Below are 12189 nucleotides of genomic sequence, written 5' to 3'. Positions count from 1 at the left end.
ATTAATTGGTATTTGAATTCCCGGCCACTTAAATGTCTTAATTGGCATACACCAATCGAGGTCTTCCTGCTTAATCTACGTCACTAAATTCGTTCAAGTTATTTCTTGCAATCTGCCTTTATATTCTGAATGGCAAATCGCCGGCCGCCGAGCTCACCTTGAAGAAAATCCTGCTTCCTATAAGGGATTGCTTTTTCATCTAGGATTTACTGACTAAGCGGATCTGCTTTGGCAAATATGAAGATTATTTTCCTACTAGCCAGCTTCAATTCAAATATTTTTAACTCTTATTTTTTGGGCCACAGCAAGCTACATCTCCATTCCCATCTTCTTATAGGAATCCATCCCACCGAGCCAAAGCTGGTCCATCGGTACGTGCCGCTCCTCGGCAAAGGCCTTCATCAGCGTCATGTGGTTCATCAAATGGTATTTCTTGTTCGGGTCGGCTGGATCAACAACTTGCAATTGGGCCATCATCCCGCCATCTTCGTGTTCAATGATATGGCAATGGTACATGAAGACCCCTGCCACGTTGAACCAGACTTTGATTCGAACATGCTCACCTGGGTTAACCGCAACGGTATCCTTCAACCCGCGCTCATTCGGGTAGGGAGCATGCCCATCACGAGAAATCACTTCAAAAGCCGTCCCGTGCATGTGGTAGGGGTGAATCATGCCGGGAGCTGGATTGGTGTTCTCAATGTCCCAAATCTGGACCTTATGCAGTGGCATCTTGTAGTCAATCCGGTCCATCTTGAACTTCTTACCGTTTATCGCTACGGATTCATCCATCCCATCTAGGGTAACGTGGTGAACAGGCAGATTGGGATCAACCGCTGGGTCCGGCGTTTCAAAGAGCTGTTGCGGAAGCGTGGTGTGGTCCGGCTTAAATTCATGAATCCGGAAGTGGACCAGCGGGACATCGTCAGAGTACAGGGTGACCACATCGCCCGGCTTATACTTACCAAAGTCAACGATGATTTCCTGTCGTTCAGCACAGGTGATCAGCAGCTTGGTCATTTTGACTGGGTGCGGCAGAAGACTTAGGTCACCGGCAATCTGAGCGAATTCCAAATCATCGCTGAAGTGCAATCGAAATTCTCGCCGGTTGGCCCCATCGAGGAAACGAAGCCGGACCTTTTGGGTAGTGACGTCAAAGTACGGATTAATTGTCCCGTTAATCATCGGCGTTGGGCCCGCAACGCCATCTGGATCGTAGTCGGCCCGGTAATCCCACTGGTTGTCCTTATGAAAGCGACGGTCTTGCAGGATAATTGGAATGTCGTCAACCCCGTAGTTCCGTGGCAATGGCAAACTGGCCTCATGGTCGTCCTGGACGATGGCACCGCCAGCCAGACCATGCCAAACCTGTTCTGCCGTTGATGGACACGGGTGGGCGTGAAGCCAAACAAAGGCGGCTGGCTGGTTAATTTTGAAGGTGACGTCCCGACTCTTACCAGGATAGACGGGGGCATGGCAGCCACCATCCTCGATGGGTCCCGGAATAGCAAGCCCGTGCCAGTGGAAGGTTGTGACCTCGGGCAAGTGGTTGACCAGGTGGACGTGAATCGTCTTGCCCCGTTTAAAGACCACCGTCTTGCCCAACAGGGGACCATTGTAGCCCCAGGTCTGCGTTTTCTTCCCGGGAATGAGCTGTACCTCACCCGTCTGGGCCACGATGGTGTAATACATATCCGTGGCCGTTTCCTTATCCGGTTTCAAGAGTCCAGGAATATTTAAAGGCTGCTGGGGCGTCTGCGGTTCTTTCAGCGGAACGTACCCTGCGTCGTGATAATCGTAAGCTGCTTCATCATAGAAGTAGTTATTGATAACTTTTTCTTCTGCCATTACGATTCCTCCTTCAAATGAATAAAGGCGGTACCGGAGAGGTCCCCTGTACCGCCTTCGTCACGTTTATTGTAATGAGTCACGAGCCGTCAGGTCAACTACCGATGTGTGGTTTCTTGTTTAAAGTGTAAGAAGACACCACACGGTCCGGATCTGAGTTGTTCCTTCCTACCCGCCATATTAGATAGCTGCGGAAACATTAGGTAAACTGGTCAATAAAGCAGAGGTAAAATATTATCAATAAAGGTTTTAAAGTGGACAGAAAAGTCCATAAGGGTCTTTAATAGTGTCATCAGTCAAGGAATCTTCTCATATCTAAAGTGAAGGAAGGTACACTCCAATGAATAATGACCAATTCTTCCGCCGCTTTTGTTACCCCAATGGCTGCCTGAAAAACAAGTTAAAAGTTCATGATGCTCAACGATTAGCCGCCAAGGAGTTTCAAACGGTCTGTCAACAAATTCAACTAATACTGACACAAGCGCCACGAATAACTAATCTTGATGACTTGTGTACGGTTCATAAAAGACTGCTGGGCACTATTTATACCTGGGCGGGACAGGTACGTACAGACTACGACCTTCATAAGCGGACGGATGGTATGGACTTCTACGCCCAGCCAGCGGCAACCATCCCCCTGGCATGGCAATATATTGAACATGACCTGCTTCAGCCAGTGATTGGTGAAAAACAGCCATCAATCGAAAGATATGTGGAGTTGCTTGACAACATCAACACCCTGCACCCCTTCCGTGAAGGAAATGGCCGGGCAACCAAGACTTTCTTGCAACTACTGGCTAGACAGCATCACCAGTACCTGTATTTCCCCCGCCACCAAAAACAACTCATTGTGGCAATGAATGCTGCTAACTATAAAAAGATGGCGGAACAAGTACAACTGGTCCCCATCAATCAGCCGGTTACGCGGCCAAGTGCTGAGCCACCGTTTGACGATCAGAAGCTTACCATCTGCCAGCACCAGTTTAAGGACCAGCTCGCATACCGCACTGCCAGAGATAGCGTGCTGTTTAACCTTTATGAGGGCTGGCGGCCAAGTAGCGCGGAGGTATTAGCCATCCTGGAATAGGTTTGCAAAATAACGGTATTTATAATTTAATGAAGAAGAAAAAGTTACTTTTGTTTTGGGGGAGAAAAATGAAAAAACATCGTTTAACACATACCCTGGCGGTGGTTCTGGTGGCAGGCCTGATCCTATCCGGTTGCACAAATAGTTCGTCAGCTAAGCACAACGAAGCCGATAGTTCTAGCACCAGTTCATCCGCCACGGTTAACAACAACCAGTCGTCAACACCGTGGAATAGCAGTAAGGATCAAAAGCTGGCCCAGTTTATGGATGACTGGGTACCGACCATGAACCGGCAATACGAGAAATACAGTGGTCACGGAAACATCAGGACAAAGTCAGGGATGGAGTACCCAAGTGAATTTGGCCAAACGACCGTTAATGGCACGAATGATTCAATCGGCTGGGCACCGTCAGGAAAGGGCCCGTACGCATATAACGTCGTCGCCATTTACAATTACGACCGGCCGGGCAACGCGGCAACGAATATTACCTATGCCTTCGCATTTCACGACGGCGAGCCGGTTGCCCCCGTCGACCAAAGTACGAACGGAACTCCCGATTGGACACCAACTAAAAACACTGATGTTTCTGGTAACTTCGCCAAGATCGCCGCGGGCGGTTCCAGCTCATTTTAAGACTACTGGTAACTCACCAGCTAGTGCTTCTGGTTGACTAATTAGGAAGGGCCAAGAAGCTATATTTTCTCGCCAGCCCCTTTTGTTTTAGGTGCGCTCGAATTTATATCAATTGATCGTTTTCGCGGTAAACACACCACCTAGAGGTACTCTTCAATGTTCTTTCAGCTTCAGCTTATTAGTCACAAGCGGTATTGTGGAGGATTGATGCCCAATGCCATTGTCAGGCGGGTAACCTTGGGAAGTAGCAGATTACTTTTTTTAACAAGGGTCGGTTGGTGAAGAAAATCGCGGGTCTTTCCGGCGAAGATAACCTTTCCCCGTCCCATCACAATAACCTGGGGAACGTTTTGCGCGACCCAGTCAAGGTTATGACTGATTACTAAAATAGTGTGGCCCCGTTTTGCCAATTTAGTGAATATGTGGCTGACTAATTGCTGGCTTGGCCAGTCCAGGGCAATCATTGGTTCATCAAATAGGGCAATCTGCGGATTGGGAGCCAGAACGGTTGCAATACTCAGCAATTTACGATCCGATAATGAAAGATCATAGGGATTCTGCTGGGCCTGTTGGGAAAGGTTGGTTTCTTTAAGAACAGCCGTAACGGTTTCTGACTGCTTCTTTGCGGGAACCTTTAACTGGCGCAGTTCCCACTCAACCTCTTTTTTAACGGAACTATTAAAAAATTGGTCGTCCGGATCTTGAAACGCCAGGCCAATTTTGCGTGCCCGTTCGGTTTTGAGGAAGTCTTTCAACGGCTGCTGGTCAACCGTAATTTTTCCCTGGTGAGTGGTAACAAGGCCACCGAGCAATTTAAACAGGGTTGACTTGCCCGCCCCGTTTTCACCAATCATGGCGGTCAATCCCGGCTGCAGATCTAGGTGATCAGCTTTGACCGTGAATTGTTGCTGCGGGTATGAGAAACGGAGATTATGAATCTTGAGCTGCATGAAAAGCCTCCTCTAGTTGTTGATAATTGACGGGGTAGGACTGACCATCCGTCGGGAGCACCCACCCCATTTTTTTAGCTAGTTGCCAGCAGACCGGATGCTTGATTCGGGGGCTAGTGAAGCGATTAAACACGGCAAAAGGGGTGCCATGATCGACAAGTTGTCCTTTATCCATGAGCCAAAGTTCGTCCGCAACCTCCGCCAAAGCGTCAACCTCATAACTCGTGATAAAAACGAGGGCCGTTGTTTGCTGTAACCAGTGAAAGAAGATTTGTCGCCCGCGGGGATCCATCTGACTGGTGGGATCATCCATGATTAAAATTGCCGGATCGGTAACAATGACACTGGCAATTGCTAAACGCTGCTTTTGTCCTCCGGAAAGAGCCGCTGGTGATAGCGTCAGTTGGTTTGTAAGACCGAATAATTGAGCAACGCGACGGACTTTTTTCTTGATTTGTTGTGACTGAATTCCACGGTTGATAAGGTTAAAGGCTAGTTCATCGGCAACCGTCTCGGTAAAGCTAGTTAGTTGACTGCTGGCATCTTGCAGGACGACGCCTGTTTGGTGGTTATAGACCCCCCAGTCTTGCTGTGGCGACCACTGGTTAATCTGATAGTGCCCGCTAACCTCGCCATCAACCATTTTAGGAAGGGTACCTGCGAGAAGGTGACAGAGAGTTGTCTTGCCAGCACGACTATTACCGATGATTCCGATAATGTGTTTGTTTGTTAGGCGGATAGAGAAATCCTTGAGCGCGGGCTGACTAGCAGCAGGATAAGAGACACTGACGTGGGAAAATACTATTTTTGAATTAAAAGCCAAACCTTCATTCCTCCTAGCATAATAATGAGGATACTTAAGAGATAGTGATTAAACCTGGCGAGCAGGTAATGATGTATTAATGGCTGCGGCTGGCGCTGGGGATTATCGTATTCACGTAGCTGAAGTGCGATTGCTCTCGTCATGGCTTGGTCAAGCGTTTTAACGACCAAAGGAACTAAGATGGGGAAAAGCATTTTAAAACGATAAAGCCAAGATTTTTGCTGGCCAATGCCCCGGGCACGCTGGGCCAACTTGATCTGGTGCAAGTTAGCCATCATTTGGGGGAGAATGTAACAGACCGAAATGAACATGTAGACTTTCTTAAAAGCAATCCCTTGGCTTTCCAAATAACGGGCATTCTCTGTTACCGAAGTCGTCGCAATAAAGAAAAAGGTGGTAAGGACGATTGTCAATAGCCGGCTCCCAAGAAGGAGCGCATAATTGACACCTTCTTTGTAAAAGTTCAAAATCTCTATCCGCCAGAGCAGGGTATGGTTACCTGGGTTGACTAGCCCCTGAACTATGATCATCGTTGCAATAAAAAAGAGACTAAAGCTGAGGATCTTCACTAGACTACTTAGCTTGCCAATCGAGATGGCTAAGAGAAACAGAATAAAAACAAGTAGCCAGTTGATTGTCAAGGTCGGAATGACAAAGCTTGCGAGTCCCAGGCAAAGAATCAGTAATAATTTGGTGACGGGGTCAAAGCGTTGAAACCAGGTCAGAGTTGTCATTTTTAACGAACCTTCTTAAAGAAACTGATTAACCGTTGGGGAAGTTGATGGTAAATGAAGGCCGCCAGGTAGGCAACCACAATTTTATCTAAGATGTCCAGCATGAACTCGTCCAGAAAAGAAGCTACCCATACCGGGAAGTGATGGCCAACAAGGAGTGCAAAGACAGTATCACCCCAGACAATCCCCGTTTGGCCGCCGTAAAAGATGATATTTAGCGGGGTTGAAATCACTGCTGAAATAACGGCAATTACCAGGGCAGCGAGTAAGATGCACTTCTTTGTCTTAAACCAGCCCCGGGCGAAAAGGAGGCCGACGGTGAGGCCGATGGCAATGCTGGTAATCGAATAAACTCCAGACATCGGTGAAAGGGTCAGACTGTAGATAATGTTGTTTGTGAAACCGCTGATGGCACCAGCCAAGGGACCCCCAAGCATGCTAGCGAGAAAGGTACCGAGAGAACCAAGCCAAACAGGGAGCTTCAAGCCTTCAGCAAAGGCCTTGGCTACATAGTTGATACCAACCGCCACCGGAATTAATGTAATGGTTGCCGGCGATAGGGTGATTTTCCATAACGGATGATGCGATGTTGATTTATTCTGCATTAATAATTTCTCCTTTTAGGTAAAAAATACTTTAATTGTCTTAAAAAATAAAAGTATGATTGACTTTTATTCACCTAACAGTATAGACAATTTGTATTTTGATGCAAGAAGGAAAGGTTAAATTATTAGAAAAGTAAAGTTGCTTTCTTGGATAGATAAACGAGAAGCGGTGAATAGTTTCATTATTAAATGAGTGAAAGAGTGAAAAGCTAACAGTAATTTTTATAAGATAAGAGTAAATCAAGAAAGGAGGGGTAGAAATGCAAACGTACACACGACAAGCACAGGGGGGCGGACATACCGCGGATAATGGTAAATATTAAGGATGCCAAGGTTCAGCTAAAGGCCACTGGAGGCTCCCAGTGGCGAGAAAAATATCCGGCAGAAACTGATATTTTCAAAGCCGGTCATGGCGATGTCTTTATTAATGGCCAGGATATTGCTGGTTTTGCGGCAGTGATTGTGGGCAGTGAACCAACTTATCAAAAGATTGCGGGGACCTGGCAGCATCCGGTGGAAGATAATATTCCGGACGCCAGCTTTCTCTACCAGGAGGATTTCGAAGCGATGGGTCAGACCAGCCGTTACTCCAGTTTTCCATTCTTCTTCTCCAACTTGACTCAGGTAATTAAAGCCACCACGAAGCGTTTTGATGCTGATAATCGAAAAGCTGTTAAAATTGTCGATCCGTATAATCAAATAGAAGTCTATGGTACCTAACTCAAAAGTGACCGTGACCATATTCAACTATTGCTTAAACAAATTATTAAGGAATGGATCAAAAATAGATAATAGGCTCTAATATAACGACTAACATCGACGTTGTAACTGACCATTACTCAATTGTTAAATATTTTATGGAAGATAAACAGAGGTTATTTTTAATGAGTTAGTCTAGTTTTAAGACTGCCAAAATACCGTTATCTTGCTCTTCCACCTCTAAGTGACATTACACCTCTATTCACCATCAATAAATTATTAAAAATACTAAACTCGACTCGAAGTGCATAAATATTCTTAATTAGATAGATGTTAAATAGCTGAGCATTTTGATTTAATAACAAGTTTCACTATATTTCTAGTATTTTCACACGCCAAAATTGCTAAAACGCTTAATACTATTGAACTACGGTAATCTGTCGTGATCCAAAGCAACACAGCGGACAGCCACGTAAGAAAAAGTTGAGAAGTCAGTAACGTTTTTTTACGTAAAATAGCCAGTTATAGCGGCACTTTTGTCGTTATAACTGGCTATTAGACTTAATTATAGAGTTTTTCATGGCAAACAAACATGTAGTCTTAAGTGAGTTAGTCTAGTTTTAAGACTGCCAAAATGCCGATATATCGCGCTTCCAACTCTAAGTAACATTACAATTCTATTCGTATTCAATTGTCGAAGGCGGCTTACTCGTGACATCGTAAAGAATCCGGTTAACGTGATCAACTTCGTTTACAATCCGAACCGAAATCTTCTGGAGGACGTCCCACGGAATCTTGGCAAAGTCTGCCGTCATCCCGTCGATGGAAGTGACTGCCCGGATAGCAACCGCGTAGTCATAAGTGCGGCCATCGCCCATTACACCGACCGAACGAATTCCTGGCAAAACAGTAAAGTATTGCCAAATCTTTTCATCTAGCCCAGCCTTCTTGATTTCTTCCCGAAGAATAGCATCACTTTCCCGGACAATTTCCAGCTTTTCCGGTGTGATTTCGCCAATTACCCGGATACCGAGGCCCGGGCCAGGGAATGGTTGCCGCCATACTAATTCGTGCGGAATACCCAGCTTTTCACCTAGCTCCCGGGTTTCATCCTTGAAAAGCTTCCGCAACGGCTCAATCAGCTTAAAGCCAAGCTTTTTCGGCAGGCCGCCAACATTATGGTGGGACTTAATCGTCTGTGCCGTATCAGTCCCCGACTCAATCACGTCGGTGTACAAGGTCCCTTGAGCAAGGAAGTCAGCGTCCGGAATCTTCTTGGCTTCTTCATTGAAGACTTCAATGAATTCCTTACCGATGATCTTCCGCTTCTTTTCGGGATCGGTAACACCCTTTAGCTTACCAAGGAAGCGGTCCGCGGCATTAACCTTAACGATGTTAACACCAAGGTCGCGATTCAAGGCATTCATCACTTGGTCGGCTTCGTTCTTCCGCAACAAACCGTGGTCAACAAAGATACAAGTCAGTTGGTCACCAATTGCCTTGTGAATCAAAACAGCGGTAACACTGGAATCTACCCCACCGGATAGGCCCAAGATAACCTTCTTGTCACCAACTTCTTTACGAATGTGGTCCACTTGGAGGTCAATGAAGTCATCCATCGTCCAGTTATCTTTAGCACCGCAAACGTCAAAGGCAAAGCGACGCAGGATGTCCAAACCGTATTCAGAATTGCGGACTTCCGCGTGGAACTGAATCCCATAGAATTTCCGCTCATCATCAGCAATCGCAGAAATTGGGCAGTTCTTGCTGGTTGCCGTAACCTTGAAACCAGCCGGAACCTCGGTAACAAGGTCTCCATGACTCATCCAGACATATTGCTTTTCTGGCAAGCCCTTGAATAGCGGGGCGTTTTTATCTAGAACCTTGATATCCGCCCGACCGTATTCAGAATTATCCGCCTTTTCGACCTTGCCGCCAAACTCATAGGTCATCAACTGCATCCCGTAACAAATCCCTAAGATTGGGATACCCAGCTTAAAGATTGCGGGGTCAACCTTAAAGGCGCCATCATCATAGACACTGTTTGGTCCCCCCGAGAAAATAATCCCCTTCGGCTTAATCTTCTTAATCTCGTCTGCCGTAATCTTGTGCGAAAGGAGTTCCGAATAAACCCCAAAATCACGCAAACGGCGGGTAATCAGTTGGTTGTACTGGCTCCCAAAGTCAAGGACGATAATCTTGTCGAATGCATCTAAATTGACGTTTGCCACATTGCCACTTCCTTCGTTAAAATTTGCTCTTTTCCCTAAGTTTACAGGCTAAAAGGCGGACGGTCAACTGACGATAACAATTAATTGTTTCCTTTTTCGGCAAAATATAAACGGACGGGGCCCAAAATCAAGTAACTCTTAGGTCACCGTCCGTGAATGGATGGAATAATTATTGTATTCATTAAACCTTTTTACCTGTCTAAAGCGGCAGTCAGTAGCGCCAATTCTTCTTTAACAGCCTGTTCATCAAGGGTTGCCAATTCCTCATTTATTTTTAACATACTACCCCTCCTTTCTAAAGAAGTGACATTATACTTGCTTTCCATTTCCCACCACGACACCATTAACGTTGTCATCATTCATAACATTTGATAATTCATCTTTAAAGAGGAAGCCACCATAAAAGATTGCTACCTGGGTAGCGATGGCAAGTTCATAAACGGTCGCAAGTACATCCCGAATTTGTCGGTGGGCGATACGAATTCGCTGCGTATCAGCAGGCAGGCGATATTCCGCAGCCCAGCGCGGCTGGTAAACAATCACCATTCGATGCAGCTGATCAGCACTGATCCTGGCTAACACAGTCATCAAATGACGCCGCAGGAAGCTCGCAAAGTCCACTGCACTTAATCGTAAGTTTCCCTCGTCAATTACCAAGACTGGTTTCACAAGGTCCCTCAACATTTTGTGCAATTGCTCGTGAGCCTGTTCTATCGGCATAGTGAGTAACGGAATCCAGCAGCAATTAGCAATCCTTATCTTCCGACCAGTAACGCTTGTTTGGACAACAAGGTCAACCAACTTCGGTACTATAAAATCAGGTGCAATGCTTTGCTCCTTCAGCATGTAAATTGCCTCCACTCCACTCTTTTGCAACACCTTATCAGTTCATAACGCTAAGTTTTTTGACGAGTTGCAATATCACTACTCGTCAACGGTGGTACTACATCGCAACCGTGGTGGTAAAAGTTTTCATTCTGACTTCTCCTTGTATAATTGCTGCTAATTGATTCTTGTAACTACCTTCTTAATTGGTATTAATTTGTTTGTCAATGCAGATAGACCAATTTTATTTTGTGCAACCGTTAGCAACGTTGGCCTGTTAAAAATTCTTTTTACTTATTTTTACTATTTTGTGGCTCTTTAAATAGCTATAACCACTGATATATTTGGAATTATTTCCAAATTTGAATAGGTTAACAACTTTTGGTAAAATCAACTGTGTACCAGAATTTTACCGGAGATGAGTGAATGTTCGCGCGTTCTTTTCAACTAGACCAATTAAGAAAAAGCAAATGTGATTCTACCATAAAAATTATTTTTGGTATTCGGCGAAGTGGGAAATCAACTTTAATCAACCAATACCAAGCCTGGCTCAAGCAGGATGGTATTTCTTGTCGACAAATTAAGACTATCGATTTTGAACAAGATTTAAACTTTTTTGCCCTTAACATCACCACAATAGTAAACAAGATCAAAAAAAGCCTTATCAAAGAACAAGTAAATTACCTTTTCCTTGATGAATTGGAAAGCTTGCCTAATTACCAGCAGCTTGTCCGACAGCTGGTTAAGCTTACCAATGTTGACTTATATATTACGGGTTCTGACCACCAAATCTGTAAGTTAGCTCAACATTTTCCTTCCCAATTAATTGCCGTCCGCCCATTCAGGTTTCACGAGTTCATTGACTTCCACCACCAGCCAGCGGATTTTACCTCCCTTTACCATTACCTCAACCGGGGCGGTTTCCCCTTTGTGCAAAACATTCGTGATGATGCTTCTGTGCGTAACTACAGTGAAGACGTCTTGAATACGATTATTCTTAAAGGACTGATGCAACACCCCGGATTAGTTAACCCCAATCTTTTAAAACACCTGATTACTTTTTTAGCTCACCACCCTGGTGTTCCCATCAACGTCTCACAGGCGGTTGCTGCGCTACAAGAGCGTAACATTCAAGTCTCCAATAAGACCTTGGCATCATACCTTGCATTCGTCCAAGAAGGTTTTCTCTTCACCGCCTGCCCGGAATTAAACTTGACTACTGGAACCGTCAAGAAAACAAACGTCCAGTACTTTCCTGTTGACCCCGGTTTCCGTTGTTTACTTACTAACCACCAGGGGGCATTATCAGCGACTAATCTGACGATGCTTGTCTATAATGAATTAACGGCGCGTGGTTTCCAGGTTTATAGTGGTCAAAAGGGACGCCATCCGGTTACCTTTATTGCCACTCGCGGTACTAAGCGGCTCTTTTTTCAATTCAACTTTTCCTTCCTCAACCAAGCTGCATACGACAGGGCGATCAATGGTTTACGTCACCTTCCCGCCACAGCAGAACGGACGTTAATCATTGCCAAGCCCGGCGACCACGCCTGGGGGAAAGACGAGGAGTTTGCTGCAATTTCCCTCCTCGACTGGCTTGTTAACGAATAGTGAAGCGGCTAATAACTACAAATGAGGATAAGAAAATCATCAGAGCGCTCCACCACATAATTGCTGTATAGCACTCAAGAGCTAGAAGGGGCTGTGACATAAGTCCCAAATAATTAATGGAGTTAGATGAAATTTTCGGAT

The 12189-nt window shown here is 45.4% G+C and carries 11 protein-coding genes; 4 read left to right on the top strand and 7 right to left on the bottom strand.

The genetic code is table 11. From position 1 onward, the window contains the following. Positions 1–309 precede the first annotated feature (309 nt). Complete coding sequence (locus FD32_RS05030; protein ID WP_047768297.1) at positions 310–1848, bottom strand: multicopper oxidase family protein; 1539 nt, start codon at positions 1846–1848, stop codon at positions 310–312. A gap of 340 nt (positions 1849–2188) precedes the next feature. On the opposite strand from FD32_RS05030, the gene FD32_RS05025 reads away from it, so the two are divergent. After that, a complete protein-coding gene (locus FD32_RS05025; protein ID WP_053003023.1) occupies positions 2189–2935 on the top strand; it encodes a Fic/DOC family protein in 747 nt (248 codons plus the stop codon). A 68-nt stretch (positions 2936–3003) separates the two neighbouring features. Next, complete coding sequence (locus FD32_RS05020) at positions 3004–3570, top strand: DUF4767 domain-containing protein (protein WP_047768299.1); 567 nt, start codon at positions 3004–3006, stop codon at positions 3568–3570. A gap of 182 nt (positions 3571–3752) precedes the next feature. Here the strand turns inward: FD32_RS05020 and FD32_RS05015 are convergent, their stop codons facing one another. Genes FD32_RS05015 through FD32_RS05000 form a run of 4 tightly spaced genes read right to left on the bottom strand, consistent with a single transcriptional unit; the run spans position 3753 to position 6682 of the window. Further along, positions 3753–4520 (bottom strand): energy-coupling factor ABC transporter ATP-binding protein, encoded by a 768-nt coding sequence (locus FD32_RS05015; protein WP_047768301.1) that lies wholly within the window; start codon positions 4518–4520, stop codon positions 3753–3755. Further along, positions 4501–5343 (bottom strand): energy-coupling factor ABC transporter ATP-binding protein, encoded by an 843-nt coding sequence (locus FD32_RS05010; protein WP_047768303.1) that lies wholly within the window; start codon positions 5341–5343, stop codon positions 4501–4503. The genes FD32_RS05015 and FD32_RS05010 overlap by 20 nt, the downstream gene beginning before the upstream one ends. Further along, a complete protein-coding gene (locus FD32_RS05005; RefSeq protein ID WP_047768306.1) occupies positions 5322–6077 on the bottom strand; it encodes an energy-coupling factor transporter transmembrane component T in 756 nt (251 codons plus the stop codon). The genes FD32_RS05010 and FD32_RS05005 overlap by 22 nt, the downstream gene beginning before the upstream one ends. A gap of 2 nt (positions 6078–6079) precedes the next feature. Next, a complete protein-coding gene (locus tag FD32_RS05000) occupies positions 6080–6682 on the bottom strand; it encodes a membrane protein (RefSeq protein WP_047768308.1) in 603 nt (200 codons plus the stop codon). Between the two features lie 309 nt (positions 6683–6991). Between FD32_RS05000 and FD32_RS04995 the strand changes: the two genes are divergently transcribed. Beyond that, positions 6992–7402, top strand: a complete 411-nt coding sequence (locus tag FD32_RS04995) for a hypothetical protein (RefSeq protein WP_053003025.1) — start codon at positions 6992–6994, stop codon at positions 7400–7402. A gap of 656 nt (positions 7403–8058) precedes the next feature. On the opposite strand, the gene guaA is transcribed toward FD32_RS04995, so the two are convergent. Together guaA and FD32_RS04985 are read right to left on the bottom strand one after the other, a co-directional pair. Further along, positions 8059–9612: a glutamine-hydrolyzing GMP synthase gene (gene guaA, locus FD32_RS04990; protein WP_047768310.1), complete on the bottom strand. Its 1554-nt coding sequence runs from the start codon at positions 9610–9612 to the stop codon at positions 8059–8061. A 309-nt stretch (positions 9613–9921) separates the two neighbouring features. After that, positions 9922–10458, bottom strand: a complete 537-nt coding sequence (locus FD32_RS04985; protein WP_047768312.1) for a triose-phosphate isomerase — start codon at positions 10456–10458, stop codon at positions 9922–9924. 405 nt (positions 10459–10863) lie between these two features. Here FD32_RS04985 and FD32_RS04980 point away from each other — a divergent pair, with 405 nt between their 5' ends. Then, positions 10864–12048: an ATP-binding protein gene (locus FD32_RS04980; protein WP_047768313.1), complete on the top strand. Its 1185-nt coding sequence runs from the start codon at positions 10864–10866 to the stop codon at positions 12046–12048. The last annotated feature ends 141 nt before the right edge of the window (positions 12049–12189 follow it).

It is taken from the genome of Limosilactobacillus panis DSM 6035, from assembly GCF_001435935.1.
GTDB classification, from domain to species: Bacteria; Bacillota; Bacilli; order Lactobacillales; family Lactobacillaceae; genus Limosilactobacillus; species Limosilactobacillus panis.
The sequence above is the reverse complement of the archived record's forward strand: the minus strand, read 5'-3'. Positions and strand labels throughout refer to the sequence as shown.

Excerpts from the sequence above, each read along its gene's own strand:
- FD32_RS05015 (WP_047768301.1), bottom strand. The coding sequence starts at position 4,520 with ATGCAGCTCAAGATTCATAATCTCCGTTTCTCATACCCGCAGCAACAA.
- FD32_RS05000 (WP_047768308.1), bottom strand. The coding sequence starts at position 6,682 with ATGCAGAATAAATCAACATCGCATCATCCGTTATGGAAAATCACCCTA.
- FD32_RS05020 (WP_047768299.1), top strand. The coding sequence starts at position 3,004 with ATGAAAAAACATCGTTTAACACATACCCTGGCGGTGGTTCTGGTGGCA.
- FD32_RS05005 (WP_047768306.1), bottom strand. The coding sequence starts at position 6,077 with ATGACAACTCTGACCTGGTTTCAACGCTTTGACCCCGTCACCAAATTA.
- FD32_RS04980 (WP_047768313.1), top strand. The coding sequence starts at position 10,864 with ATGTTCGCGCGTTCTTTTCAACTAGACCAATTAAGAAAAAGCAAATGT.
- FD32_RS04995 (WP_053003025.1), top strand. The coding sequence starts at position 6,992 with ATGGTAAATATTAAGGATGCCAAGGTTCAGCTAAAGGCCACTGGAGGC.
- FD32_RS05025 (WP_053003023.1), top strand. The coding sequence starts at position 2,189 with ATGAATAATGACCAATTCTTCCGCCGCTTTTGTTACCCCAATGGCTGC.
- FD32_RS05030 (WP_047768297.1), bottom strand. The coding sequence starts at position 1,848 with ATGGCAGAAGAAAAAGTTATCAATAACTACTTCTATGATGAAGCAGCT.
- FD32_RS04985 (WP_047768312.1), bottom strand. The coding sequence starts at position 10,458 with ATGCTGAAGGAGCAAAGCATTGCACCTGATTTTATAGTACCGAAGTTG.